At 71.5% G+C, this 26,807-nt stretch carries 23 protein-coding genes and 1 riboswitch; of the genes, 15 read left to right on the top strand and 8 right to left on the bottom strand.

What is annotated here, in order from left to right:
• Nucleotides 1-162: 162 nt before the first annotated feature.
• A complete protein-coding gene (locus ACY35P_RS10255) occupies nucleotides 163-3,726 on the bottom strand; it encodes a hybrid sensor histidine kinase/response regulator (protein ID WP_462115733.1) in 3,564 nt (1,187 codons plus the stop codon).
• Between the two features lie 141 nt (nucleotides 3,727-3,867).
• On the opposite strand from ACY35P_RS10255, the gene ACY35P_RS10250 reads away from it, so the two are divergent.
• Genes ACY35P_RS10250 through ACY35P_RS10235 form a run of 4 tightly spaced genes read left to right on the top strand, consistent with a single transcriptional unit; the run spans nucleotide 3,868 to nucleotide 6,172 of the window.
• Nucleotides 3,868-4,470 carry a YceI family protein gene (locus tag ACY35P_RS10250; protein ID WP_462115732.1) on the top strand — a complete coding sequence of 201 codons (603 nt, stop codon included), beginning with the start codon at nucleotides 3,868-3,870 and terminating at the stop codon, nucleotides 4,468-4,470.
• Nucleotides 4,467-5,048 (top strand): cytochrome b, encoded by a 582-nt coding sequence (locus ACY35P_RS10245; RefSeq protein ID WP_462115731.1) that lies wholly within the window; start codon nucleotides 4,467-4,469, stop codon nucleotides 5,046-5,048. Before ACY35P_RS10250 ends, ACY35P_RS10245 begins: the two co-directional genes overlap by 4 nt.
• A 44-nt stretch (nucleotides 5,049-5,092) precedes the next feature.
• Nucleotides 5,093-5,623 (top strand): YceI family protein, encoded by a 531-nt coding sequence (locus ACY35P_RS10240; protein WP_462115735.1) that lies wholly within the window; start codon nucleotides 5,093-5,095, stop codon nucleotides 5,621-5,623.
• Nucleotides 5,624-5,650: 27 nt separating this feature from the next.
• Nucleotides 5,651-6,172 carry a hypothetical protein gene (locus ACY35P_RS10235; RefSeq protein WP_462115730.1) on the top strand — a complete coding sequence of 174 codons (522 nt, stop codon included), beginning with the start codon at nucleotides 5,651-5,653 and terminating at the stop codon, nucleotides 6,170-6,172.
• 1 nt (nucleotide 6,173) lies between these two features.
• Here the strand turns inward: ACY35P_RS10235 and ACY35P_RS10230 are convergent, their stop codons facing one another.
• Entirely contained in the window at nucleotides 6,174-6,401 is a 228-nt protein-coding gene (locus ACY35P_RS10230) for a glutaredoxin family protein (protein WP_462115729.1), read from the bottom strand.
• 85 nt (nucleotides 6,402-6,486) lie between these two features.
• On the opposite strand from ACY35P_RS10230, the gene ACY35P_RS10225 reads away from it, so the two are divergent.
• Both ACY35P_RS10225 and ACY35P_RS10220 read left to right on the top strand, forming a co-directional pair.
• Nucleotides 6,487-7,869: an L-serine ammonia-lyase gene (locus tag ACY35P_RS10225; protein ID WP_462115728.1), complete on the top strand. Its 1,383-nt coding sequence runs from the start codon at nucleotides 6,487-6,489 to the stop codon at nucleotides 7,867-7,869.
• 84 nt (nucleotides 7,870-7,953) lie between these two features.
• Nucleotides 7,954-11,019 (top strand): ligand-binding sensor domain-containing diguanylate cyclase, encoded by a 3,066-nt coding sequence (locus ACY35P_RS10220; protein WP_462115727.1) that lies wholly within the window; start codon nucleotides 7,954-7,956, stop codon nucleotides 11,017-11,019.
• Here ACY35P_RS10220 and ACY35P_RS10215 read toward each other — a convergent pair whose 3' ends face one another.
• The 3 genes from ACY35P_RS10215 to metX are packed head-to-tail and all read right to left on the bottom strand — an operon-like array spanning nucleotide 11,020 to nucleotide 14,326.
• Nucleotides 11,020-12,108: a homoserine dehydrogenase family protein gene (locus ACY35P_RS10215; protein ID WP_462115726.1), complete on the bottom strand. Its 1,089-nt coding sequence runs from the start codon at nucleotides 12,106-12,108 to the stop codon at nucleotides 11,020-11,022.
• Nucleotides 12,108-13,304, bottom strand: a complete 1,197-nt coding sequence (gene metB / locus ACY35P_RS10210) for a cystathionine gamma-synthase (protein ID WP_462115725.1) — start codon at nucleotides 13,302-13,304, stop codon at nucleotides 12,108-12,110. The genes ACY35P_RS10215 and metB overlap by 1 nt, the downstream gene beginning before the upstream one ends.
• Entirely contained in the window at nucleotides 13,301-14,326 is a 1,026-nt protein-coding gene (metX, locus tag ACY35P_RS10205; RefSeq protein WP_462115724.1) for a homoserine O-succinyltransferase MetX, read from the bottom strand. The genes metB and metX overlap by 4 nt, the downstream gene beginning before the upstream one ends.
• A gap of 68 nt (nucleotides 14,327-14,394) precedes the next feature.
• Nucleotides 14,395-14,496: riboswitch (SAM riboswitch) on the bottom strand.
• Between the two features lie 103 nt (nucleotides 14,497-14,599).
• Between metX and ACY35P_RS10200 the strand changes: the two genes are divergently transcribed.
• The gene (locus tag ACY35P_RS10200) at nucleotides 14,600-15,712 is read left to right on the top strand and encodes a phytase (protein WP_462115723.1); all 1,113 of its coding nucleotides are present in this window, start codon (nucleotides 14,600-14,602) and stop codon (nucleotides 15,710-15,712) included.
• Nucleotides 15,709-16,626 carry a peptidoglycan DD-metalloendopeptidase family protein gene (locus ACY35P_RS10195; protein WP_462115722.1) on the top strand — a complete coding sequence of 306 codons (918 nt, stop codon included), beginning with the start codon at nucleotides 15,709-15,711 and terminating at the stop codon, nucleotides 16,624-16,626. Before ACY35P_RS10200 ends, ACY35P_RS10195 begins: the two co-directional genes overlap by 4 nt.
• Before the next feature lie 3 nt (nucleotides 16,627-16,629).
• On the opposite strand, the gene ACY35P_RS10190 is transcribed toward ACY35P_RS10195, so the two are convergent.
• Entirely contained in the window at nucleotides 16,630-17,712 is a 1,083-nt protein-coding gene (locus ACY35P_RS10190; protein WP_462115721.1) for an HDOD domain-containing protein, read from the bottom strand.
• A 146-nt stretch (nucleotides 17,713-17,858) separates the two neighbouring features.
• Here ACY35P_RS10190 and ACY35P_RS10185 point away from each other — a divergent pair, with 146 nt between their 5' ends.
• From ACY35P_RS10185 to ACY35P_RS10170, 4 genes are all read left to right on the top strand, one after another.
• Nucleotides 17,859-19,463, top strand: coding sequence for a peptide chain release factor 3 (locus tag ACY35P_RS10185; protein WP_462115720.1), 1,605 nt, complete (start codon nucleotides 17,859-17,861; stop codon nucleotides 19,461-19,463).
• Between the two features lie 47 nt (nucleotides 19,464-19,510).
• Nucleotides 19,511-20,173: a PAQR family membrane homeostasis protein TrhA gene (trhA, locus tag ACY35P_RS10180; protein ID WP_462115719.1), complete on the top strand. Its 663-nt coding sequence runs from the start codon at nucleotides 19,511-19,513 to the stop codon at nucleotides 20,171-20,173.
• 73 nt (nucleotides 20,174-20,246) lie between these two features.
• Complete coding sequence (locus ACY35P_RS10175) at nucleotides 20,247-20,672, top strand: hypothetical protein (RefSeq protein ID WP_462115718.1); 426 nt, start codon at nucleotides 20,247-20,249, stop codon at nucleotides 20,670-20,672.
• 7 nt (nucleotides 20,673-20,679) lie between these two features.
• Nucleotides 20,680-22,662 (top strand): AsmA family protein, encoded by a 1,983-nt coding sequence (locus ACY35P_RS10170; RefSeq protein ID WP_462115717.1) that lies wholly within the window; start codon nucleotides 20,680-20,682, stop codon nucleotides 22,660-22,662.
• Here the strand turns inward: ACY35P_RS10170 and ACY35P_RS10165 are convergent.
• A complete protein-coding gene (locus ACY35P_RS10165; RefSeq protein ID WP_462115716.1) occupies nucleotides 22,650-23,606 on the bottom strand; it encodes a glycosyltransferase family 2 protein in 957 nt (318 codons plus the stop codon). The two genes, ACY35P_RS10170 and ACY35P_RS10165, sit on opposite strands and share 13 nt — an antisense overlap.
• A 29-nt stretch (nucleotides 23,607-23,635) precedes the next feature.
• Nucleotides 23,636-24,355, bottom strand: coding sequence for a monofunctional biosynthetic peptidoglycan transglycosylase (mtgA, locus tag ACY35P_RS10160; RefSeq protein ID WP_462115715.1), 720 nt, complete (start codon nucleotides 24,353-24,355; stop codon nucleotides 23,636-23,638).
• A 74-nt stretch (nucleotides 24,356-24,429) separates the two neighbouring features.
• On the opposite strand from mtgA, the gene hslO reads away from it, so the two are divergent.
• From hslO to ACY35P_RS10145, 3 genes are all read left to right on the top strand, one after another.
• A complete protein-coding gene (gene hslO, locus ACY35P_RS10155; protein WP_462115714.1) occupies nucleotides 24,430-25,338 on the top strand; it encodes an Hsp33 family molecular chaperone HslO in 909 nt (302 codons plus the stop codon).
• Between the two features lie 167 nt (nucleotides 25,339-25,505).
• Entirely contained in the window at nucleotides 25,506-26,279 is a 774-nt protein-coding gene (locus tag ACY35P_RS10150; protein ID WP_462115734.1) for an XOO1806 family protein, read from the top strand.
• 259 nt (nucleotides 26,280-26,538) lie between these two features.
• A partial coding sequence (locus tag ACY35P_RS10145; protein WP_462115713.1) for a hypothetical protein occupies nucleotides 26,539-26,807 on the top strand: 269 nt, incomplete at its 3' end.

Here is a 26,807-nt window from a genome sequence, read left to right as displayed (position 1 = left end):
TTCTCGAACAGGAGGTCGAAGTTGAGGCGCTGGCCGTCGCGTGCCTGCTCGATCAACGGCACCGCGGGCACCGTTCGGACGGCGGGGGCGTCGGCGGCGGCGCACAGCCCCGGGACCAGGCAGGCGAGCAGGAGCGCGGGCAATCGCTTCATCGGAATTCCATCAGCGGCTCGCGGCGGGTTGCCGGGCCTCCGTACTGCGATGCACCGGCGCGCCATCGGGTTTAAGCACGGCCGCGAGCGCGTCGCGGAGCATGGCGCCGGTCACCGGCTTGCGGACGAAGGCATCGAAACCGGCATCGCGTGCACGCGGCTCAGCCTCGGCATCGGCGCGGGCGGTCACCGCCAGCAGCGGCGCTTCGAATCCGTGCGACCGCAGCTGGCGCGCGAGCGCGAACCCGTCGAGGCCCGGAAGATCGAGGTCGAGCAGCGCGGCATCGAAGCGCGACAGGCCGACCTCGGCGAGCGCCGCGAGACCGTGCGGCACATGCTTCACGCGATGACCCTGCGCACGCAGCAACCCGGCCACCACCTCGGCGACGGTCGGATCGTCCTCGACGAGCAGCAGGTCGCGCCCGCCGTCGGCGAGCAGCGGGCGCGGTGGGGCCGGGGTCGGGAGTTCGGCTTCGCGCAGCGGCAGGTCGACGAGGAACGTGGAACCGCGCCCCGGCGTGCTGTCGACGCCGATGCGGCCGCCCATGGCTTCGGCGAGTTCGGTGCTGATCGCGAGCCCGAGCCCGCTGCCGCCGTAGCGCGCCGCGGTGCGCGCGCCGTCGGCCTGCTGGAAGCGACGGAACAGGCGCGCACACTGCGCGTCCGACAGGCCGGGCCCGGTGTCGGCGACACGGAACCGCAGCCACCCGCCGTCGTGCGAGACACCGATGCCGATGCCGCCCTTCTCGGTGAACTTCACCGCATTGCCGAGCAGGTTGAGCAGGATCTGCCGCAGCCGGCTCGGATCGCCGCAGACGGCACGCGGAACGTCGTCGGCGATGTCGAGCGAGAAGCCGAGGCCGCGACGCTCGGCGAGCGGCGCGACCAGTGCCGCCACGTCGCGCAGCACCGCGTGCAGGTCGAACGGCTCGTCGGCGAGTTCGAGGTGGCCGGAGTCGATGCGCGCGAGATCCAGCGCATCGTTGAGCAGGCGCAGCAGGTGCTCGCCCGCGCTGCGGATCGCATCGACGCGCTGGCGCTGGCCCGCGTCGAGCGGCGTGTCGAGCAGCAGTTCGGTCATGCCGAGCACGCCGGTCATCGGCGTGCGCACCTCGTGCCCGAACGTGGCGAGGAAGCGGGTCTTCGCCATCGACGCTTCCTCGGCGAGGCGCTGCTCGTGCCGCATGCGCTGTTCGGCATGGCGACGACGCAGGCGGTTGCGGTAGGCGGCGGCCGCCGCGACGGCAAGTAGTAGCGCGGCCAACGCGAACAGGCCGCGCGCCCAAGGCGACTGCCACCACGCCGGGCGCACGTGCAGCGCGATTTCGCGCGGCGCCGACCAGACGGGGTCCGCCGCGCGCGCCATCACCTGCAGCCGGTAGTCGCCCGGGGGAAGCTGCGTGAGCACGCGCTCGCCGCTGGCACCGGCATCGACCCAGTCGCGGTCGAAGCCGACGAGGCGGAAGCGGTAGACGTTCGCCGCGCTGTCGCTGAACGCCATCAGGCGGGCGCGCACCCGCAGGTCGCGGTCGCCGTGCGCGAGAGTCAACGGTCCGGCGGGATCGAATTCGATCCGCCGGCCGTCGCGGTCGACGTCGGCCGACTCGACGAGCAGCCGCGGCACCCGCATGGCGGGATGCACGACCGCCGGGTCGAACACCACGAGCCCGTCGGGCGTGCCGGCGAGGATGCGGCCGTCGCCCGGCCGCGGCACCGGCGGGCCGGCGAATTCCTGGCTGGGCAGGCCGTCGCGGACGCCGTAGATGCGGCTGCGACGGTAGACGGGATCCACGCGCACGAGGCCGCGCACGCCCGTCGCCCAGACGATGCCGCGCGCGTCGACGGTGAGGCCGCTCGGCGCGAGCCGGGGAAAGCCGCTCGCCGCATCGAGGCGATCGAGCAGGACCAATGTCCCGCCCTGCATCCGGTAACGCTCGACCGCACCGAAGCGCGCGAGCCACGCATCGCCCAGCGTGTCGAAGCCCACGCCGTAGACGGCGCCGGGCGCCGTTCCCGGCACGCGTCGCAGCCCGCCGGCGGTGGGATCCCCGGCGTAGACGCCGGCCGTGGTGGTGACCCAGACGGCGCCGTCGGGCGTTCGCCCGAGCCCACCGACCACCGCACCGCGCGGCAGCCCGCGGCCATCGCCCGGCATGGCCGTCACGAGCACCTCGCCGTCGGCGTCGCGCAGTTGAACGCCGCCTTCGCTCGCGATCCAGATGCGGCCTGCCGCGTCCTGCGCGAGTTGCCACGGCTCGCCGCGCGGCGCCCCGTCGCGCGTACCGGCGGGCCAGCGGTCGATGCGACGCGTCGCGAGGTCGATGCGCGCGAGCCCGTCGAAATAGCCGACCCAGACGCGGCCGTCGCGCTCCTCCAGCACGGAGGTGAGGATCACGCCCTGCGCGACGTCGTCGAAGACGTGGCGCACCGCGCCCGTCTCGCTGTCGAACGAATCGAGCACGCCGCCGCTGCCGACCAGCCACGTGGAGCCGTCGTGCGCGGGCGCGATGCCGCGCACCTGCGCGTTCGCGAGCGAGGCCGGGTCGCCGAGGCGACGCGACAGCACCGAGAACTGGCGCCAGCGCGGCGGCAGGTACCACAGGCCGTTCGTGTTGCTGGCGAACCACAGCCCGCCTTCGTGGTCCTCGCGCGCATCCACCCAGGCCGGGCGAACGAGGCCCTGCGCGGCGCTGCTGTAGAGCGGCACGACGTCGACGCGACCGTCGCCTTCCATCCCCAGGCCCTGCGGGATGTCGAACCAGCGCGTGCCCGCGCGGTCGCGCAGCAGCATCTGCAGCGGCTCGCCACCGGCGGACGGCAGCGACGTCGCCGCGATGCCGCCATCGGGCGCGCGGCGCACGAGGCCGCGCGGCGTACCGATCCACAAGGTGCCCGGCTCGGCGGTGAGGCCGTTCACCACGGCGGCCGGCAGCGCGTCCGCCGGGTCGCGCGCGAAGTCGTGGCCGGTCCAGCGCGCGATGCCCTGCCCGGTCGCCACCCACAGCACGCCGCGGTCGTCGACCTCGAGCTTGCGGACGTCCGCGGCAGGCAGGCTGCGCGCGTTGCCGGGCACCGGCATGAAGCGTTCGATCCGCCCGTCGCGCAGGCGATGCAGGCCGGCGTCCGCGGTGCCGAACCAGATGCTTCCGTCGGGCGTGCCGTCGACGCACCAGACCTCGTTGCCGCCGATGCCGGGCGTCGAACGGTCGTACCAGTGGAAGACGCGGCGGTCGGCGTCGAGCATCGCGAGCCCGGCGCTGCGCGTGCCGACCCAGACGCGATCGCGCGCGTCGACGTGCACCGCCCAGACGTCGTTGTCGCGCAGGCCCTGGTCGACGCGCCAGGTGCGGAAGCCCACGCCGTCGAAGCGGGCCAGGCCGTCGCTGGTGGCGATCCACAGGTAACCCGCGCGATCCTGCGCGAGCCCGTTGATGCGGTTCGACGGCAGGCCGTCGGCGACGGTGAACTGCCGAGGCCGCGGCGTCTCCGGCAGTCCGGCGTGCGCGACGCCCGCCCCCAGCGCGCACGCCGCGAACACGATCCACCCCATCCACCCGACGACTACGCCGCGCATCCTGCTTCCCCAAGCGTCCCCGCAGCCAAGGCTGCGCCATCCCGGAAGCCGCGGCAACCCGGATGGAACGGGCCGTTGCGGGCGTCCACGGGCGCCTTCGCGGCCGGCGCCTAGAATCGGAGGCCTCCGACGAGGACCGCCATGCGCCCCCATCCGCTGCTGTCGCTCCTGCTGCTCGCACCCGCCGTTTCGGCGGAGACGTTCGCGATCGACCCGGTGCACACCCGCGTGATGGTCGCGGTGGAGCACGCGGGCTTCTCGCGTGCGCTCGGCATCGCGTCGGGCGCGACCGGGCAGGTCGACTTCGCCGAGGGCTGGAAGGACGCGCGCGTCGACGTGCGCATCCCGCTGTCGCGGCTCGACTTCGGCGACGACGCCTGGAACGGCGCGGTGCAACGCCTGCTCGACACGACGCGTTCGCCGGAGGTGCGCTTCGTGTCGACGCGCGTGACGCCGCGCGACGCCTCGCATGCCGAACTCTGCGGCGACCTCACGCTGCATGCGCGCACGCGGCCGGTGTGCATGGACGCGACGCTCAATGCGGTCAAGCGGCATCCGATGCCGCCGTTCCGCCGTACCGCGGGGTTTTCCGCGGCAGTTCGGCTCGATCGTTTCGACTATGGCATCGAGGACTGGCCCTCGGTGATCGGTCGCGACGTCGAGATCCGCATCGAGCTCGAGGCCAGCCGCGGGCTCGGTGCGCCGAAAGCCGACGCACCCGCACAGGAGGAAACGCCCCGATGAACCGCCCGAGTTCCCTGCTACCGGCGCGCTGGGGCGCGGTCAGCCAGCTGTTCCACTGGGCCTCCGCCGCGCTCCTCGTCGCGCTCGGCGCCATCGGCCTCTACATGACCGAGCTCACCAGCCCGGTCGCGAAGATCCGCATCTACGCCCTGCACAAGTCGCTCGGGATCACCCTGCTGGCGCTCGTGCTGCTGCGCCTGCTGTGGCGCTGGACGCACGACTCGCCCGGTCCGGTCGCCGGCATGAAACGGCATCTACGCCTCGCGGCCGACGGCATGCACGGCGCGCTGTACCTGATGATGATTGCGATGCCGCTGACGGGCTGGCTGGTCAATTCGACGTCGGGTTATCCCTTGCAGTGGTTCCGCCTGTTCAACCTGCCGGCGATCGCGGCGAAGAACGAACACCTCAACGCGATCGCGAAGGAGCTGCACGAGCTGGGCTTCTGGCTGCTCGTCCTGCTGGTGCTCGGCCACGTCGGCGCCGCGCTTTACCACCACCTCTTCCTCGGCGACGGCACGCTGCATCGCATGCTGCCGGGCCGCCGTCGTCCGCCGCCTCCGGAGTCCGTCCCGTGATCCGCACCACCGCCCTCCTCCTCGCGCTCGCCGCGACGCCCGCGATCGGCCTTTCGTCCGCCCGTGCCGCCGACTACGTGCAGGCACCGGGCTCGACGCTCACGTTCGCCACGAAGTACCAGGGCGAAGTCTTCACCGGCCGCTTCCCGGCCTTCACGACGCGGCTGAGCTTCGATCCGAAGGCGCTCTCCACGTCGAAGCTCGACGTCGCCATTCCGCTCGCGGGCACCGCGACCGGCGACGGCGAGCGCGATGCGAGCCTCAAGGGCGCCGACTTCTTCAACGTCGCCAAGTTTCCGCAGGCGCGATTCGTCGCGACGAAATTCCGCGCGCTCGGCGGCAATCGTTATGCCGCCGACGGGCAACTCACGCTCCGCGGCGTGAGCCGGCCGGTCACGCTGGCCTTCAGCTGGACGCCCGGTGCGAAGCCGGTGCTGGCCGGGCAAGCCACGGTGAAGCGTCTCGACTACGGCGTCGGCGGCGGCGACTGGGCGGACGTCGGCCTCATTCCCAACGAGGTGGCGGTGAGCACGAAGGTGATGCTGCTGCCCGCGCGCGGCACACCGGCGAAATAGCGCCGGACTTTCGCAGGGAGGCTGACAATGGCTGGACTCGTCCGTGCCCCACGGCCGCGCGCGTGGCGCTCGCCCGTCGTCCTGCGTCGGGCACTGGCGGCCCTGCTTCTCGCCGCGGTCGCGTCCGGGTCGCTCCACGCACGGCCCGCCGCCGCGTCCCACGCGGTGCCGACGAAGCTGATCGGCGTGTGGCAACCGGACACGCGCGAAGGCCGCGCGGCCTGCCGTCGCTATCGAAGCGCGGCGCCGGGAAGTGCCGGTGCCTGGTCGGCGCTGGTCGGAGGCGCCATCGTGCGGCGCGACGTCCTGCACGAGGTCGCCGACATGGGCGAAGGCGATTTCCTGTCGGTCGACCGCGTGGTCGCGCGGGGCGACGACCGTTGGCGCGTGGCGGGACGGCTCGGCATCGACGGCGAACCCGAGCCCGGGCCCTCCGACACCCGGATGGACCTCGCACTCCGCGGCGACGTCCTCGAGTGGCGGACCACGTACGAAGGCCGGACGGAGCGCGTCCGCTACCGCCGCTGCGCGCCGCTGCCGCGCGGCTGAGTCAGCCCGACACCGACCTCAACCGGTCCACGTCGAACGGCCAGTCGAGTTCGACGCCCGAGTCCGTATCGCGCAGCACCGGCACCCGCGTGCCGTAGGCGGCCTCCAGGGCGTCGTCGTCGTCGATGAAGACGCTTTCGAAATCGGGCAGGCGTGCCGCCGCCAGCACATCGAGCGCCAGGTCGCACAGGTGGCAGTCGTCGCGCTGGAACAGGATGAACCGGGTCATGGGCATGCGCTGCAGTACGGAAAAGCGGCGGGCGGTACGGACGTAGAATAGCCGCCTCCCCTTTTCCGTTTCGGCTGGAGCCCCGGTGGCCGTCAGCACCTTCGACCTGTTCAAGATCGGCATCGGCCCGAGCTCCTCGCACACCGTGGGCCCGATGCGCGCGGCGGCGCGATTCGTCGAGCGCTGGCTGGTGGAGAACGGCGACCTGCCGCGCACCGCCCGCGTGCGTGCCGAGGTGTTCGGTTCCCTCGCGCTCACCGGCCGCGGCCACGGCACCGACAAGGCCGTCCTGATGGGCTTGGAAGGCCAGTGGCCGAATGCGATCGATCCGGACGTGATCCCGGCGGCGCTCGAGCGCATCCGCACGACCAAGCGCATCCGACTGCACGGCGAGCACGAGATCGGCTTCGACGAGAAGCACGACCTCATCATGAACAAGCGCCAGAAGCTGCCGTTCCATACCAACGGCATGCGGTTCACCGCGTACGACGCGCACGGCGAGGTGATCGCCACGCGCGATTACTACTCGGTGGGCGGCGGCTTCGTCGTCAACCAGGACGAGGCCGCGGAAGATCGCATCGTCGCCGACGAGACGGAGCTGCCGTATCCGTTCTCGACGGGCGACGCGCTGCTCGCGCAGTGCGAGCGCACCGGCCTCTCGATCGCGCAGCTGATGTTCGCGAACGAACAGGCCTGGCGCAGCCCGACGGAGATTGAGGCCGGCCTCGACGAGATCTGGGCTGCCATGCAGAGCTGCGTCGCCCGCGGCATCCGCGAGGCGGGCACGCTGCCGGGCGGCCTGCACGTGGTGCGCCGCGCGCCGGCGCTCCATGCGGAACTCTCGGGCAAGCCCGAAGCCGCGATGCGCGATCCGCTGACCACGCTCGACTGGGTGAACCTCTACGCACTCGCGGTGAACGAGGAGAACGCCGCGGGCGGACGCGTGGTCACCGCGCCGACGAATGGCGCCGCCGGGATCATCCCCTCGGTGCTCCACTACTACGATCGCTTCATTCCCGGGGCGTCGATCGAGGGCGTGCGTACGTTCCTGCTGACCGCCGCCGCCGTGGGCATCCTCTACAAGGAGAACGCCTCGATCTCCGGCGCCGAGGTCGGCTGCCAGGGCGAGGTGGGCGTCGCCTGCTCGATGGCCGCCGCGGGCCTGACGGCCGCGATCGGCGGCACGCCGGGGCAGGTCGAGAACGCGGCCGAGATCGGGATGGAGCACAACCTCGGGCTCACCTGCGACCCGATCGGTGGACTCGTCCAGATCCCGTGCATCGAGCGCAATGCGATGGGCTCGGTGAAGGCGATCAACGCGAGCCGCATGGCGATGCGCGGCGACGGCCAGCACAAGGTCTCGCTCGACAAGGTCATCCGCACGATGCGCGACACCGGGCGGGACATGCAGGACAAGTACAAGGAAACCAGCCGCGGCGGGCTGGCGGTCAACGTCATCGAGTGCTGAAAACGCGACGCGGTCGCTCAGGGATGAGGCGGACGGGCCGTTAACCCGGATATCGGAGCCCTTCACCGGAGCCACGCCGACCCGATGCGCGCCGTCGCCCTCCTCGTCCTGCTGCTGGCCCTGCTGGCGCCGCGTCCCGTCGCCGCGCTGGCACCGGACAAGGCGTTCCGGCACTACGTCGCCGACAGCTGGTCGATCCAGCAGGGCCTGCCGCAGATCAGCGTGCTCAGCCTCGCGCAGGACCGCACCGGCTACGTCTGGGTCGGCACGCAGTCCGGGCTCGCCCGTTTCGACGGCGTCGAATTCCATGCCTACAACCCGGACACCACGCCGGGGCTCGCCGGCATGTGGATCCGCAGCCTGCTGACCGGCCGCGACGGCCGCGTCTGGATCGGCACGTACAAGGGCCTGAGTGTCTACGACGGGCACGAGTTCGCGGCCATTCCCGGCCCCGCCGGCACCACCGCGCTCGACGTCACCGGCATGACCGAGGACGCCTCGGGCCGCATCTGGCTCACGGCGATGACCGGCGTCTACCGGGTCGACTCCGGCGCGCTCGTGCGCATCGACGGCTCGCCCGCGCCGGCGCAGTCGCCGCTGGTGCGCGAGGACGGGCTCTGGGTCGGCGGTCGCGGCGCCGTCTACCGCCGCCTGCAGACCGGGCGCTGGGAACGGCTCGCGCTGCCCGCCGATGCCGCGGATGCGCAGGTCAATCGGCTGCTGACCTCACAGGGCTTCCTCTGGGCCGGCACGTCGATGGGCGTGTACCGCCTCGCGAGCGACGGCTGGATGCCCTACGAGGAACGCGCCGAGCTCGTGCATTCGCCGATCGACCTGCTCTACGAGGATCGCGACGGCAACCTCTGGCTCGGCGGCGACGCCGGCCTCGCCCGCATCCGCGCCGGCCACGTCGCCGAGTTCGTCCCGGCCGACGGGCCCGGCGGCGTCCCCGGCCTTCGCACCGCGATGGAGGACCGCGAGGGCAACCTGTGGCTGGGCAGCCAGTGGCAGGGCCTCACCCGCGTCTGGAGTTCGTGGACGCGCCGCTACAGCACGGCGGAGGGCCTGACCGATCGCATCGTCTGGTCGGTCTCGCGCGATCCCGACGGCCGCCGGCTGTGGGTCGGCGGCAACGACGGCGTGAGCGTGCTCGAGAACGGCGCGTACCGCCGCGTGGTCGCCGCGCGCGACCTGCCGCATCCGCACGCCTACAACCTGCTCGCCGAACCCGGCCGCCTGTGGATCGGCACCCGCGGCGGCCTGCGCGTGCTCGACGCCGGCGACTCGAAGCCACGTGCCCTGCCCGAGCTCGCCGCGATCGGCGGGGCGCAGGTCAACGCGATCGTGCGCACCCACGACGGTGCATTGTGGATCGGCACGCCGGAAGGCCTGTTCCGACTGAAGGATGGACAACTGCGCCGCTTCGACGCCGAGGACGGTCTCGCCGATCCGCGCGTGCGCTACGTGCTCGACGGGCCCGGTGGCGTGCTCGTCGGCACGCAGGACGGCGTGTACGAACAGCGCGGCGACGCGTTCGCGCGCGACACGGACCCCGGCCTGCCGACCACGCTCGACGTCACCGCGATGCGGCGCCTGCACGACGGGCGCCTGGTGATCGGCACGCTCAACGAGAGCACGTACGTCAAGGACGGCCGTCGCTGGTATCCGATGGGCGCGGCGCAGGGCATGCCCGCGAACGCGCCGTTCTTCATCGCCGAGCACGGGGAATATCTCTGGATCGCGGGCCTCCGCGGCATCGGCCGGGTGCCGCTCGCGGACCTCGACGCGCTCGTCGGCGGGCGCAGCAGGACCGTCCGCGGCGAGATGCTGCTCAACGAGCGCGGCGACCGCCTCGCCGGGCAGCAGGGGTTCTGCTGCAACGGCGCGGGCACCGCGAAGGGCGTGCTCGACGGTCCCACGCTGTGGCTGCCCACGCGCGACGGCGTCGTCGCCATGGACACCGGCGAAATCCGCAAGAACACCGTCGCGCCGGGCGTGGCCGTGGAAGGCGTGCGTGCCGGCGGCGAATGGCTCGACGGCTGGCGCCTCGCCGGACTGCCGCTGCCCGACGGCGCGCGCGATGCGACGTTCGAGTTCACCGCGACGTCGTTCCAGGACCCCAAGAGCGTGCAGCTGCGCTATCGGCTGCGCGGCTACGATCGCGACTGGATCGATGCCGACGCCGGCATCCGCCGCGCGCGCTACACCAACCTGCCGCCCGGGCATTACGTCTTCGAGGTCATCGCGAGCAATAACGCCGGGGCGTGGGCGAAGTCCCCGGCGCGGCTCGCGTTCTCGGTGGCGCCGCGCTTCCACGAGACCGCCGGCTTCTTCGTGCTGTGCGCGGCCGTCCTCGTGCTGCTGGTCTACGGCGGCTATCGCCTGCAACGCCATCGCTTCCGCGTGCGCCAGAAGGTGCTCGAGACGCTCGTCGAACAGCGCACCGAGGCGCTGGCGTTCGCCAACCGCCAGCTCGAGGAAGCGAGCCACACCGATCCGCTCACCGGCCTGCGCAATCGGCGCTACATCGGCGCGCAGCTGCCCGCCGACCTCTCGTTCTACGACCGCCAGGTCGTCGGCGGCCCGGTCAACGACAAGGCGATGCTGTTCGCGCTCGTCGACATCGACCACTTCAAGCAGGTCAACGACCGCTACGGCCACCGCGCGGGCGACCTCGTGCTGCAGCAGTTCTCGCAGGTGCTGACCACCCTCGTGCGCACAGGCGACTACGTGGCGCGTTGGGGCGGCGAGGAGTTCCTGCTCGTGTTCCGGCCGATGCCCGAACGCAACGTCGCGACCATCGGCGAACGCATCCAGCAGGCGGTCGCCTCGCATCCGTTCGACCTCGGCAACGGCCTGGTGCTGCCGGTGACGTGCTCGGTCGGCCTGTCGCAGTATCCGATCGTGCGCGACGACGACGGCGCGCGGTTCGGCTGGGAATCGATGATCGAGCTCGCCGACCAGGCGCTCTATTACGTCAAGACGAACGGCCGCAACGGCTGGGCCTCGTTCCGGCCGACGCCGCTCACGGACCCGGCCGAACTCGTGCAGAACATGCACCACGGGCTCGCCGACATGCTGGTGCGCGATGCGCTGCGCATCATCGGGCGCATCGAGGGCCGCCCGGTCGGCGCGCGCCTCGACGGCTGATCAGCCGCGCGCGATCCGAAGTACGTCGTCGAGCAGCGCCGCCGCCGTGACGTCCGCGCCCGCACCGGGCCCCTGGATGACGAGCGGCTGGCGGTCGTAGCGGTCGCATCGGATCGCCACGCGGTTGTCGGTGCCCTGCCCCGCCGCGAGCGGGTCGTCCGGCGCCAGCGATTCGATACCGACCCGTGCGCGCACCCGGCCGTTTTCCACCTGGAGCCGCGCAACGTGGCGCAGGCGCTCGCCGGACTTGTACGCGCGGGCGAAACGTTCGCGCAGCGGTGCATCGAGCACCGGCAGCGCTTTGTCGACATCGGCCACCGCGCGCGACGCGAGGAACGGCGGCACGAGCGATTCGACCTCGACGTCGCCGTGCGCGAGCGGAAAGCCCGCCGCACGGGCGAGGATCAGCAGCTTGCGTCGGACGTCCTCGCCCGACAGGTCCTCGCGCGGATCGGGTTCTGTGTAGCCCGCATCCCGTGCCTGCCGCACGAAGCCGGAGAACGGGCGCAGGCCGTCGTAGTGCGCGAACAGCCACGCCATCGAGCCCGACAGCACGCCCGCGATGCCGGTGATCGCATCGCCGCCTGCGCGCAGTTCTCGCAGCGAGCGCAGCAGCGGCAGGCCCGCGCCGACGGTCGCGCTGTCGCCGTACTGCGTGCGGGCGACGCGGCAGGCCTCGCGGATCGCCTGCGAGCGCTGCAGCGACAGGCCCTGCCCGAGCTTGCTCGCCGTCACCACGTGCACGCCGCGACCGAGCCAGCGCGCATGCTGCGCGGCGACCGACTCGCTGCCGGTGGCATCGACCACGATCGGCACCGCACCGCCGTCGAACGAACCCAGTGGATCCACCCACTCCGCGCAGGCAACGGCGAGCGCATCGCGCGCGTGGCGCGGGTCGACGCCTGCGACGTCCGTGAGCCGTCGGCGCGTGTTCGCGACATGCACCAGCCGCAGCGACGGCAGCGTCGCGTCGAGTCGCGCGAGGCGGTCGAGCAGCGCACCACCCACCGTGCCGGTACCCAGCAGCGCGATCTCCGCCGCGACCGGACGTTTTCGCGCACCGACCGCCTGCCGTGCGAGCGCCGCCATCAGGCGACCGCCGGCTCGCGACGACAGGCACGCGCCACGCGCTGCAGCGCCGCCTCGATGTCGTCGAGCAGGTCGTCGACATGCTCGATGCCGACCGACAGCCGCAGCAGTCCGTCGCCGATGCCGGCCGCGCGACGTGCCTCGGGCGACATCGCGGCATGCGTCATCGTAGCCGGATGCGCGACGAGGCTCTCGACGCCGCCGAGCGATTCGGCGAGCGTGAAGCAGCGCAGCCCGTCGAGGAAGGCCCGCACGCCCGCCTCGCCGCCTTCGAGTTCGACGGCCAGCATCGCACCGAAGCCCGTCTGCTGCCGCGCGGCGAGCGCATGCCCCCGATGCGAGGCCAGCCCCGGGTAGTAGACCTGCCGCACCACCTCGTCGCCGGCGAGCCGGTCGACGAGCGCCTGCGTGTTTTCCTGGTGGATGCGCAGGCGCGCATCGAGCGTGCGCAGGCCGCGCAACGTCAGGAAGCTGTCGAACGGCGCGCCGGTGAGGCCGAGCGCATTCGCCCACCACGTGAGCCGCTCGTGCACCGCGGCGTCCCGCGCGATCGCCGCACCGCCGACCACGTCGCTGTGGCCGTTGATGTATTTCGTCGTCGAGTGGACGACGACGTCCGCACCGAACGCGATCGGCTGCTGCAGCGCCGGCGACACGAACGTGTTGTCCACGACCGCGAGCGCGCCGGCGGCGTGCGCCGCACCGATCGTCGCGTGCAGGTCGGTGATGCGCAGCAACGGGTTCGACGGTGTCTCGATCCAGACGACCGCGGCACCGCCCGCGAGCGCGGCGTCGCGCGTCGCGGCCTGCGTCAGGTCGGCGGTCACCAGCTCGAACGCACCTTTGGCGGCCAGCGCATTGAAGAGGCGCCAGCTGCCGCCGTAGGCATCGTGCGGCACGACCAGGCGGCCGCCCGCGGGCACGAGCGCGTGCAGCACCAGGGTGATCGCCGACATGCCGGTCGAGGTCACCACGCCGCCGACGCCGCCTTCCAGTTCGGCCAGCGCCTCGCCCAAAAGGTCGCGCGTGGGATTGCCGCTGCGCGTGTAGTCGTACTCGCGCTTGCACGCGAAGCCGGCGAACGAGAAGTTCGACGACAGCACCAGCGGCGGCGTCACCGCGCCGAACGCGGTGTCGCGGTCGATCCCGGCGCGCACGGCGGCGGTCGCACGGCGCAGGCTGCGCGGCGCGCTCACGCCGGCACCTCCGAGTCGAGCGCTTCGCGGAGGATGCCCTCGATCGCCTCGTGCTCCTTCAGGAAGGCATCGTGGCCGTAGCGCGAGCGCAGCACGCGCAGTCGCGTCTCGCCGCGCAGGCGCTGGGCGAGCGCATACGCGTCCGCGAGCGGCACCAGCCGATCCTGCTCCACCGCGACGAGCGTCACCGGCGTGGCGATCGTCTCGGGCGCGACGTCCTGCAGGTCGATCGACTCGGACAGGCGAAGGAAGGCCGCGGGCGCCGTGCGCGTGGCATAGGCCTGGCCGGCGTGGTCGAGGTAGTCCTCCGCGGGCACGTGCACGCGGCCGTCGACCACGCGCGCGTCGCCGAAGCGCTCCTCGAACTCCTCCGGCGTGCGGTAGCTCATCAGCGCGAGCTGCCGCGCGAGCACCAGGCCGTCGACGCCGTCGCACTGCAGGGCGCCGAGCTGCACCGCGCGGCGCTGCAGCGCACGCCAGGCGCACGAATACGGATGCGAGCGATGCGTGCCGCTGATGGCGACGAGCCGCAGCACCCGCGCAGGATGCCGCGACGCGAACTGCAGCCCCACCATCGCGCCGTACGAACAGCCGACGAAGGCGTGCAGGCGGCGGATGCGCAGCGCATCGAGCAGGGCCGCGATGGCGTCGGCCTGGTCGGCGGGATCGATCGGCGCATCGAGCGTGCCGTCGGCGCCCACCCAGTCGAGCGCGAGCACGGCGTGGCGCGACGGGTCGATGGCGCGGCCGCTGCCGACCTGCGCCTCCCACCAGCCGCGGGCCGGATCGGCGGGGCCGGCGGCCACGTGGCGATGTGCGGAGATGCCGCCCGCCACCAGCACCACCGGCGACGAGGTGCGGCCGGCGAGCTCGTAGCGCAGGCGGACGCGCCGCGCGCCGGCATGCCGGAAGTCGAGGTCCGCGTCGATCTCGCCGCGCACGGCGGGATACGGCAGGTAGGCGTCGGCGTCGAAGGCCTGCAGCGGCGCGTCGAGCGAGGCGGGGGAAGAAACGAGGCTCATGCGGAAGGCTCCGGGAAATCGGCGGGGCCATCGAGCCTGCGACGCCCCGCCCGCGAAGGCAGGGAGCCCGACCATCTTCCGGCATGACGCCGCAGGAGTTGGCACCTGGCACTCGCGTGCTGGTTGCCCCGGCGTCTAAGGGCCTGTCCCTCAGCCGGTCTCGATGGAGGCGTGCAGTCTGCCGCCAGGCCCCACGCTTGTCAATCGCTTCATTGCGATGAAGCGATGGATTACCCACGCGCAGTTCGCCGGCCTGTTCCGTACACTTGCCCGATGCGCCCGATCCTCTTCTCCGCCGCCCTGCTCGCGGCCCTCGCCGGCTGCGCGACGCAGCCCGCCCCGCCGACGCCGCCACCCGCCCCCAAGGCCTCGGCGCAGCCGCCCGCAGGCGTTCACGTCACCACCGTGCCGGAGCGCTTCGTCTCGATCGAAACGCCCGACGACGAGCTCGATTCCGCCGCCACATGGACGGGCGAGGACGGCCGCACCTGGGCGATCGTCACCGGCAAGTCGTCCAACCGGCTCGTGGTCTACGACGGCGACAGCGGCGAGCGGCTTCGCGAGATCGGCGGTACCGGCACCGGCCCGGGCCAGTTCAAGCGCCCGAACGGGATCGCGGTGCACGGCGACCTCGCGTTCGTCGTGGAGCGCGACAACCACCGCGTGCAGGTGCTCGCGCTGCCGGATTTCCGGCCGGTGGCGACCTTCGGCGAGACCGAGCTGCGCAGCCCATACGGCCTGTGGATCAGCGAGGTGGAGCCCGGCGACCTCGACGTCTACGTCACCGACAACTTCATGTACGGCCCGCGCTTCGACCAGCTGCCGCCGTTGCCCGAACTCGCGCAGCGCGTGAAGCGCTTCCGCGTCGACACCAGCGGCGTGGGCGGCGTGCGCGCACGGGTCACCGGCACGTTCGGCGACACGACGGACGCCGCCTCGCTGCACACGGTCGAATCCATCGCGGGCGACGCGGAGAACGACCGGCTGCTGATCGCCGACGAGGACGAGAAGCGCCCATCGACGCTGCGCGAGTACACGCTGGCCGGGCGCTACACCGGACGCAGCCTGCCGCAGGACGTGTTCGCCGCGCAGGCCGAGGGCGTCGCGCTGTGGACCTGCGCCGGCGGCGACGGTTACTGGATCGCGGTCGACCAGCTCGCGCCGCGCACCATCTTCCACGTCTTCGACCGCCGCACGCTCGCCGCGCGCGGCAGCTTCGAAGGCCGCGTCACGGCGCATACCGATGGCGTCGCGCTGCATGCGGCGTCGACGCCGAGCTTCCCGTCAGGCGTGCTGTACGCGATCCATGACGATCGCGCGCTGTCGGCGTTCGACCTGCGCGACGTCGCGCGCGCGCTGCATCTGTCGGAACGCTGCACGCAGTGAGCCGCCCGCGGCGCCACGTGGTCCTGGTCGGCGCGCTCGTCTTCGCGCTGCCGGCGGTGCAGGCGGGCAAGGTCCATCGCTGGGTCGACGCCCGCGGCGTCGTGCACTACGGCGACCGCGTGCCGGCGTCGGTGACGCATGCCTCCACCGTGCGCGTCGACGCGACGGGCGGCGAGCCGGCGGCGATCGCGGTGCTGCGCATCCAGCCCTCCGGCCCCGGCTACCAGGCGATTGCCGAAAGCCGCGTGTCGGGCCCGGTCGAGGTGCGTATGTACTTCACGCGGGCCACCAACGTGCGCGCCGATCCGGACCTGCCCGTGCGCACCGTCGTGCCGCCGCGCGGTCGCAGCGTGGTCGCCTACGTCGCCACCTCCGATCCGCAGACGGGCGGGGACTTCGAAGTGCGCATGGACGTCGTGCCGGGCGATCCGAACGCGCGCCCGATGGACGTCGAGTACCGACTGCCACTGCGCATGCGCGGCTGGCGCATCGACCAGGGCTTCGGCGGCGGCTTCAGCCACGACGACGAGCAGAACCGCTACGCGCTCGATCTCGCCGCGCCGATCGGCACGCCGGTGCTGGCCGCGCGCGATGGCGTGGTCATGGAGGTCGAGACCGATTTCGCGCGCGCGGGCCTCGATCGCGAGCGCTACGCCGGGCGCGCGAACCTGATCCGCATCCTGCATGCCGACGGCACGATGGGCGTCTATGCGCACCTCAAGCCCGAGGGCGTGCTGGTCCGCGAGGGCCAGTCCGTGCATGCGGGCGACGTGGTCGGGCTGTCGGGCAACACGGGATTCACCAGCGGGCCGCACCTGCATTTCGCGGTGCAGGTGAACCGCGGGATGCGGCTCGTGTCGATCCCGTTCCGGATGCGCGGGCCGCAGGGCCCGCTCAACCTCGGCGGCGACTGAGCCTCAGGCCTCCGCGAGCGCTTCGGCCTTCTCGCGCCATTCCGGTACGCGCTCGAGCTGGAACACCGAGCGCAGGTATTCCTCGTCGAGCGGAAGCCCGCCCACCAGCGAACAGGCGACATGCACGGCGCCGGGCACCCAGAAGCCCGACATGCGCACGGCACCCGGGCGGTGGTGGTAGGCCACGGCCTCGACGATCGGCATCGGCAGGCCCCACAGCCCCAGCAGGTAGGCGCCGGCTTCCGCGTAGTGCGGGCCGGTGTCGTCGGGGCCGCCGCGGTTGACGCCCGGCAGCAGCTTGCCGACTTCGGCCAGCAAGGCGGCGGTCGCCGCGAGTTCGCCACTCGGGCCGCTCAACAGCTGTGCGGCGAGCCGCGACGACCGGAGCGCACGCTCCTGCATCGCCTCGCGTTCGGTGGGGGACATCGCGCCGGCCTGCAGCGCCTCGGTGGTCAGCACCAGCCGCTGCAGGATGCGCGTTCCGAGCCGCGTCACCGCGGTCTTCATGTCGGTGACGGCGCGTCCCGCGGAGAAGTAGGCGGAATTGCAGAGCCGGAGCACCTTGGCGACCACCGCGGGATCCTGCGAGATCAGGGCCGCGATCTCGGCCGCGCTGACGTCCGGATCCTGCATCAGGCGCTCGAGCTCCATGTAGAGCTTCGGCGGCGGCGGCAGCGAGCCCACGCGGCCGATCGTCTGCACCAGCGTCGGGTTGGTGAGCAGGTCGCGAAGCTCCTGCACGCTCTCGACCGCCTCGATCAGCTCGCTGGCGTCGAGCGGCTTGCGCAGGAAGCGATGCGCGACGTCGAGCGCAGTCATCGCGTCGGTGCCGTGGCCGCGGTCGAGCAGCAGGATGCGCGCGGCCTCCGGATGCAGCGTCCGCACCTGTTCGAGGAGGTGCGCGCCCTGCATGGCGCCCACGCGCATGTCGCTCACCACCACGTCGACGCGGCGATCGCTCGGGATCGTCAATGCCTCGCCACTGGCGGCGAGCCAGCAGATGGTCCAGTCGAGCCCGAAATCGTTCAGCGCGAGCTGCAATTCGCCCGCCCGGCCGCCCTCCTCACCCACCATCACGATGTACACCGCGCCCCCCGTCCTTCCGCGTCTGAACCGGTTAACGGCGGCGGCCCCGGGTACTTGACGCCGTCCGGCGGCGGCCGGGCTCGGCCGTCCCGCTATAATCGGCGCCCTCCCCGAAACCTCTGCCGCGCCCCGTGCGCGCCGACGCCATGTCCGATGTTTCCCTGCAGGCGCTGCGCCGCCGCACGTTCGCCATCATTTCCCACCCCGACGCCGGCAAGACGACGCTGACGGAGAAGCTGCTGCTGTTCGGCGGCGCGATCCAGATGGCCGGCTCGGTCAAGGGCCGCAAGGCCGCGCGCCATGCGACGTCCGACTGGATGGCGCTCGAGAAGGAGCGCGGCATCTCGGTCACCTCCTCGGTGATGCAGTTCCCGTACGAGGGCCGCATCGTCAACCTGCTCGACACCCCCGGCCACGCCGACTTCGGCGAGGACACCTACCGCGTGCTCACCGCGGTCGACAGCGCGCTCATGGTCATCGACGTCGCCAAGGGCGTCGAGGAGCGCACGATCAAGCTCATGGAGGTCTGTCGCCTGCGCGACACACCGATCATGACGTTCATCAACAAGCTCGACCGCGAGGGCAAGAGCCCGATCGACCTGCTCGACGAGGTCGAGGACGTGCTCAAGATCAGGTGCGCGCCGGTGACGTGGCCGATCGGCATGGGCCAGCGCCTGAAGGGCGTCGTGCACCTGCTCACGGGCGAGGTGCACCTCTACGAGCAGGGCCGCAACTTCACGCGGCAGGACTCCTCGATCTTCGCCTCGATCGACGACCCCGAGCTGGAAGCGCGCATCGGCGCCCCGATGCTGCGCGAGTTGCGCGACGAGCTCGAGCTGGTCGAGGGCGCGTCGAATCCGTTCGACCAGGACGCCTATCTGCGCGGCGAGCAGACGCCCGTGTTCTTCGGCTCGGCGGTCAACAACTTCGGCGTGCAGCTGCTGCTCGATTTCTTCGTCGAGCATGCGCCCGCGCCGAAGCCGCGCGCGACGACCGGCCGCGACGTGCGGCCCGTGGAGGACAAGCTGTCGGGCTTCGTCTTCAAGATCCAGGCGAACATGGACCCGATGCATCGCGACCGCGTCGCCTTCATGCGCATCTGCTCGGGCGAGTTCAAGGCCGGCATGAAGGCCTTCCACGTGCGCAGCGGCAAGGAACTGAAGCTCGCGAACGCACTCACGTTCATGGCGAGCGACCGCGAGATCGCCGAGGCGGCCTATCCCGGCGACGTCATCGGGCTGCACAACCACGGCACGATCTCGATCGGCGACACGTTCACCGAGGGCGAGTCGCTGAGCTTCACCGGCATCCCGAATTTCGCGCCGGAGCTGTTCCGACGCGCGCGCCTGCGCGATCCGCTGAAGCTCAAGCAGCTGCAGAAAGGCCTCGCCCAGCTGTCCGAGGAAGGCGCGACGCAGTTCTTCCGCCCGCTGATGAGCAACGACCTGATCCTCGGCGCGGTCGGCATGCTGCAGTTCGACGTCGTCGCCTACCGCCTCAAGGACGAGTACGGCGTCGACGCGAGCTTCGAGCAGGTGCAGGTCGCCACCGCGCGCTGGATCCGCTGCGACGACGCGAAGAAGCTCGAGGAATTCCGCGAGAAGAACGCGATGAACCTCGCGATCGACGCCGCGGGCCAGCTCGTCTACCTCGCGCCCACCCGCGTCAACCTGCAGCTGGCCCAGGAACGCGCGCCCGGCGTGACCTTCATGGCGACGCGCGAGCACGCCCATGCGGTCGGCATCGACTGAGCGGACCTGCCACCCCGCCATTCGCCCCCGTATCGTAGGATGCGGGGATGGACGCCTCCCCCAGCCTGCCCGCCGAGCCCGGCCATGGCCTACGCCACGCCACCCATGAGCTCGCCAATGCGCTGACGCACGGGGTGGGGGCGATCGCGGCCCTCGCCGCGGGTTCCGTGCTGATCACGCTGGCCGCCATCCACGGCGACGGCTGGCAACTCGCCGGGGCGATCGTCTTCGGCGTCTGCCTGCTCCTCCTCTATCTCGCCTCGACCCTCTACCACGCGATCACCCATCCGGTGGCCAAGGCGCGGCTGAAGGTCTTCGACCACTGTGCGATCTACCTGCTGATCGCCGGCACCTACACGCCGTTCACCCTCATCGACCTGCGCGGCACGCTCGGCTGGGGCCTGTTCGCCGGCATCTGGACGCTCGCGGCGGCCGGCATCGTCTTCAAGCTGTTCTTCACGGGCCGCTTCAAGGGACTGTCCACCGCGCTCTACATCGCGATGGGCTGGATCGCGATCGTCGCGATCCGACCGCTGATGCGCGCGGTCGACCCGGTGACGCTGGGCTGGCTGCTGGCGGGCGGCATCGCGTACACGCTCGGCACCGTCTTCTACCTGCGCAAATCGCGGTTCGCGCATGCGATCTGGCACCTGTTCTGCGTCGCCGGCAGCGTCTGCCATTACGTCGCGGTGCTGCGCCAGGTGGTCTGAACCGGTCGCAACGGGTTCACCGGCGCTTGATCGGTCCACGCAGAATGTGCGTCCACCGCCGCCGGAGTCGCTAATGTCCTCCATGCCTGCCCGCCTCGCCGCCCTCGCGCTCGTGCTGCTGCTCGGGGCCTGCTCCGAGGAAAAGCGCAGCGGCGAGCCGCGACAGCCCGCCGACGAGCCGGAAGCCGCCGAGCGGTCCACCGGCGTCACCGGCGCGGAAGGCTTCCAGGGCCGCGGCACCGCGGTGGCCCCTGCCGACGTTGCGGCCGCACCGAACCCGCGCGCCGCGGCGTCGTTCACCTGCGACGGCGGACACCGGGTCGAGATCGGCGACTTGGTCGCGGTGGTGACGCTGAAGGACGGCCGCCGGGTGCAGATCGCCCGCGATCCCGACGACGCCTTCCGGTTCCGCGGCGAAGCCCTCGCGTTCCGCATGACGGACGGCAAGGGCGAGCTGAGCCAGGACGAAGGCGGCACCTTCGCCTGCACGGCGGGCTGACGGACCGATGTCGGCCCCCGCCCCCGCGACGGCCGACACGCCCCCGCCCCCCGGCGGCGGCTCGCCGCTGCATGCGGTGCTCCGGCATCCGTTCCGCACATTGTTCGTGCTGCTCGCGATCGCCGTCGTCGTCTTGGTCGTCCTCTGGGACTGGAACTGGTTCCGGCGTCCGCTCGAGAAGTACGTGCACGCCAGGACCGGGCGCGTGCTGCACATCCGGGGCGACCTGGACGTGGACCTCGGCTGGGTCCCCACGGTCACCGCCGACCGCATCACCTTCTCGAACGCGGACTGGGCGAAACGTCCGCTGATGGCGAAGGCCGACCGCGTGCGGGCGCGGGTCGAGCTCAAGCCGCTCTTCCGCGGCCACGTGCGCATTCCCTCCATCCGACTGGACCGCCCCACGCTCAACCTCGAAACGGGCAAGCACGGCGGCAACTGGGTCTTCCGCAAGAAGGACGATTCGAAGTCCGACGTGCAGTTCCGCAACCTCTGGATCGACGACGGCCACTTCGAGTTCCTCGACCCCGTGCATCGCACCGACATCGCGGTGCGCGTCGCCACCGAGGCGGCGAAGGGCGACGCGCCGCCCCCCATCGTCGCGAAGGGCGATGGGCACTGGCAGGGCAATGCGTTCACACTGAACGGTCGTGCCGAGTCGCCCTTGCAGCTCAAGGACCGCGAATCGCCGTACCGCGTCGACGTCCATGCGAGCGCGGGCCGGACGAAGGCGCATGCACGCGGCACGTTGCTCGACCCGCTGCGGCTGCGCGACTTCGACCTGCGCCTGGCACTCTCGGGCCAGAACCTCGAGGACCTGTACCCGCTGCTCGGCCTCGCCCTGCCGCCGACGCCGCCGTACACGCTCGACGGCCAGCTCACCCGCGACGCGAAGGGCGACCGCACCGTCTGGCACTACGACCGCTTCAAGGGGCGCGTCGGCGACAGCGACCTGTCGGGCACGGCGAGCGTCGAGGTGGGCGGTCCACGCCCCTACCTGCGCGGCAAGTTCGTCTCGCACCGGCTCGACTTCGACGATCTCGCCGGTTTCGTCGGCGGCGCGCCGCGCGCGGGCGGCGGCGAGAGCACCAATCCGGAGTTGGCGGCAAAGGCCGCGCGCAATGCGGGTCGCGCCCGGCTGCTGCCCGACGAGCCCTACAAGCTCGACAAGCTGCGCGCGATGGACGCCGACGTCACCCTGCGCGCGAACCGCATCGAGGCGATCGCGCTGCCGCTCGACGACATGGACGCGCACCTCAAGCTGCAGAACGGACTGCTGCGACTCGAGCCGCTCAACTTCGGCGTGGCCGGCGGCGATATCCGGTCGACGATCCGCATGGACGCACGCGAGTCGCCGATCCGCACGCGCGCGCAGATCAGCGCGCGCGGGCTCAACCTCGGGCAGCTGATGCCGCGCATGGAACTGGCGAAGGAGGCGGTCGGGCGCGTCGGCGGCGAAGCCTCGCTCGCGGGCACGGGCAATTCGATCGCCGCGATCCTCGGCTCGTCGGACGGCACGGTCGGCGTCGGCATGGGGCGCGGGCGCATCAGCAACCTGGTGATGGAACTGGCCGGCCTGGACGTGCAGGAATCGCTCAAGTTCATGCTGACCAAGGACCGACAGGTGCCCGTGCGTTGCGCCTTCGGCGATTTCGCCGTCAACAACGGCGTCATGGGCGCGAAGGCGCTGGCCTTCGACACGACGGACACGATCATCATCGGCGAGGGCAGAATCAGCCTGCGCGACGAGACACTCAACCTGAAGCTGCGTCCGCGCCCGAAGGACCGCAGCCTGTTCTCGTTCCGCTCGCCACTGTTCGTGACCGGCACGTTCAAGCAGCCGAGCTTCCACCCGGACATGAAGCGGGTGGGCCTGCGCGCGGCGCTCGCGGTCGCGCTCGCCAACATCGCGCCACCCGCCGCGCTGCTCGCCACGCTCGAGCTCGGCGGCGGCAAGGACGCGGACTGCGGCGGGCACTACGCGCGCTGATCGTCCCCGCGTGCGGGATGCGATTCGTCGACCAGGTACAGCGGGCGCTGCTTCGCCTCGTCGTACAGGCGCCCGAGGTATTCGCCGATCAGGCCGAGGCCGATCAGCTGCACGCCGCCCAGGAACAGGATGACGGCCATCATCGTCGGCCAGCCCGCGACGCGGTCGCCCCACGTGAGCGCCTTCACCACGATCCAGACGCCGTAGGCGAAGGCGACGAACGCGGTCGCGATGCCGAGGTACGTCGCGATCCGCAGCGGTGCGGTCGAGAAGCTGGTGATGCCTTCCAGCGCGAAGTTCCACAGGCGCCAGAAGTTGAACTTCGTGCGTCCCGCGATGCGCGGGTGTCGCTCGTAGGGCACCGCGACGCTGCGGAATCCCACCCAGCCGAACAGGCCCTTCATGAAACGGTGGCGCTCGCGCAGCTGCCGCAGCGCCGCGAGCGCCCGCGGCGACAGCAAGCGGAAATCACCGGTGTCGGCAGGCACCGGCGTCTTCGAGAGACGTCCGATGAGTCGATAGAAGGCGTGCGCGGTCGCGCGCTTGAGGAATCCCTCCCCGGCCCGTGCGATGCGCGTGCCGTGCACGTCGTCGAAGCCTTCGCGCCAGCGCGCGACGAACGTGCCGATCAGTTCCGGCGGATCCTGCCCGTCCGCATCGAGGATCAGTGCGGCGCCGTCGAGCACGCGATCCAGCCCCGCCGTCAGCGCGGCTTCCTTGCCGAAGTTGCGCGACAGCCGCAGCACGGCGACGCGCGGATCGGCGCCCGCGATCGCGGTGAGTGCGGTCCACGTGCCGTCGCTGCTGCCGTCGTCGACATAGAGCACGCGGCCGTCGAGGTCGGGCACCGCGTCGAGCGCCGCGGCGATGCGCGGATGCAGCGACGGCAGGCTCTCGGCCTCGTTGAAGGCGGCGACGACGACGGTCAGGCGATCGATGGGCATGGCCGCATCCTATAGGGCGCGCCGGGCGCTCAGTCGAGACGCTCGAGGTAGCCGCGCCCGCCGATCATCCGCATCTGGCGTTCGATCGCCCGCGCGCGCCGGGCCACGTACGGCCCCGGCTTCGTCACGCTGTAGCGCTTGGGCGCAGGCAGGACCGCCGCGAGGCGAGCGCATTCGGCGGCCGTCAGCCGCGACGCGTCCTTGCGGAAATAACGTCGCGACGCGGCCTGTGCGCCGTAGACGCCGTCGCCGAACTCCACGACGTTCGCGTAGACCTCGATGATGCGCTGCTTGGGCCACATCGCCTCGATCAGCAGCGTGTACCAGGCCTCGATGCCCTTGCGCACGTAGCTGCGACCGCCCCAGAGGAACAGGTTCTTCGCGAGCTGCTGGCTGATGGTGGAGCCGCCCCGGATCTTGCGTCCCCGCGCGTTCGCGCGTTCCGCCTTCTCGATCGCCTCGAGGTCGAACCCGAAATGCTCGGCGAAGCGCTGGTCCTCCGCCGCGACCAGCGCCACGGGCAGGCTCGGCGCGATGCGGTCGAGGTCGCGCCAGTCGTAGGCCACGCCGAAGCGCAGGTCGCCCTCGGCCCAGGCCTCGACCTGCCGGATCGCCATGAAACTCGAGAACCACGGGTCGATGAAGCGCAGGCTCGCGACCTGCACGACCGTCACCACGAAGAACAGGACGGGCAGCCACAGCAACCGGCGCAGCCACCTGCGCCCACGCCCGCCTTGTACCTTCGTCATCGCGTCCCCATGTCGTCGCATCGCCTTGCAGCCCCGCCGGGCATTATCCGCCAAGCGCCGCACTCCCGAGCCCCATGACCGACACCTCCCCCTCCGTCGAGCGCGACCGCCTGTCGCGTTTCCTCATCGACCGCGCCGGCGTGCGCGGCGTCCACGTGCGCCTCGACGAGGCCTGGCGGCATATCCGCGAACGCGAGGCCTATCCGCCGGTCGCGATGAAGCTGCTCGGCCAGGCCTGCGCGGCCGCCGCGCTGTTCACGGGCCACACGAAGGTCGATGGTCGCCTGTCCGTGCAGATGCGCAGCGACGGCGCCATCCGCACGCTGTTCGCCGAATGCACCGCGGCGGGCACGCTGCGCGGCATCGTGCAGCTCGCCGGCGACGAAGGCGGCGATGTCTCGCCGGACCTGCGCGAACTCGGCGCGGGTGGCATCCTCGCCATCACCATCGAGAACCATGGCCCGGACGGCGACCCGGTGCGCTACCAGGGGCTCGTGCCGCTGGAGGCGAGCGACCTCGACGCCGCGTTCGAGGACTACTTCCGGCAGTCCGAGCAGTTGCCCACGCGCCTGCTGCTCGCCGCCGACGGCGAATCGGCCGCGGGACTGCTGCTGCAGAAGCTGCCGGGCGACGAAGGCGACCACGACGGCTGGAACCGCGTCGGCGCCCTGTTCGAGACGCTGGACGCGGCCGAACTGCTCGCGACCGATGGGGCCCGCCTGCTGCACCGGCTCTTCCACGAGGACGGCGTCGAGCTTCTGGGCGGCCGCGACCTCGCGTTCGGCTGTTCCTGCTCGCGCGCGCGCGTCGAGTCGATGCTGGTGGCGCTCGGCCGGGACGAGGCGCGCTCGGCGGCCGAGACGGGCGAAGCCCACATCCGTTGCGAGTTCTGCGGTCAGGCGTATACCTTCACGCCGGCGGAGATCGAGCAGCTCTTCGCCACCGCGGAGCGCGAAATGGACTCGCCGCCCGGGGCGCACTGAGCCGCGCCGTCCGTCGGCCATTTGTTAAAGATTGATAAATCGCCTATAGTCGGCCCCGGATCCGCCCGCCGGAACTTTCCGGCCTTCACCCGGTCGCAGCCACCGTGACGTCCCGCTTCCGCCCGCTTCGTCGACTGCTCGCCGCCAGCCTCCTGGCGGTGTCGGGCATGGCGTCCGCGCAGGTCGCCCGTCCGCTGCCGCAGGCGCTGCCGGTGTGGAACCAGAGCAGCGGCAAGGTCGAAGCCGTCCTGCTGCTCGAGCCCGTGTCCACCGCCAGCTGGCAGTTCGGCAACACGCGCCTCGACAGCGCGCTGGGCGTCGGCGCCGGCGACACGCTGGGCCTGCTCTGCGACCGCCGCGCCCGCTTCGGTGGTGCGATCGGCAGCCTCGTCGACAACTGCCTCGTCGCCTCGCTCGGCGACGGCCGTGGCAACCGACAGGCCAGCGCCGGCGCCACGGTGTCCCGCAAGGGCGGCCGCCTCGGCGTCGGCGTCGGCAACAGCCGCGAGGCGATGCCGGCCTGGCTCGCGCCGGGCAAGGCGAATTCACGCGTCAACCAGAATGCGCTGACGCTGATCGGCGAAAAGAACATCGGCCGCGAGGCCACGGTCTCGATCGCAGGCACCCTCGCCCGCGCCCGGCTCGTGGCGCCGTCCGCCGTGCCGGAGCTGGCGGACCGCTGGGACATCAAGACGCTCAGCGTCGGCACGAACGTCGGTCGCTTCGGCGCGAACGTGATAGGCCGCGTCGTCGATTCCCCGAGCCAGCCCGGTCACTGGGAAGGCCTCGACCTCGGCCTCAGCTGGCGGACCCCGTGGAGCGGCCAGCTGAGCGTTGGCGCCGAAAACGTGGTGACGCGAGGGCGCAATCCCTTCGCCCCCGGAAGCGGGGAGAAGGACGAGGGCGCCGTCCCCTACGTCCGCTACCAGCAGGACCTCTGAAACCCGCCGAAAGGCGGGTTTCTTGCTTCCGGAAGCCGGCTTCCCGCGTCGGGACCAGCACGTGCCGGACAGCCGTGTGGGCCGCCTTGAAAGCGGCTGTAAGTGTTCGCCTTACATACGCAGCCGTCCATCGGGCGCAGGCGTGATAACCCCTTTTTTACGAAAAAACTGACATACGCTCACGCCACCTTAACGGTCGACTCTCTCGCCGTACGGGTCCATGGGTCCTATTCAATTTTTTCGTTTTGGGGGAACACGAATGACGCACAAGACCAACCGCCTTCGCGACGCGATCACCATCGCGCTCGCCATGGGCACCGTTGCGGGCACGACTGCTGCGTTCGCGCAGGACGCGGCTGGCGACACCAAGGGCGCCCAGGAGCTGGGCCGCGTCGAAGTGACCGGTTCGCGCATCCGCCGCGCCGAGTCCGAGACGTCCCAGCCGATCGTTTCGCTCAACCGCGAAGAGATCCAGGCCCAGGGCCTGACCTCCGTCGGCGACGTGATCCAGAACATCGCGGCGAACGG

The organism is Lysobacter xanthus, from assembly GCF_047159895.1.
The sequence above is the reverse complement of the archived record's forward strand: the minus strand, read 5'-3'. Positions and strand labels throughout refer to the sequence as shown.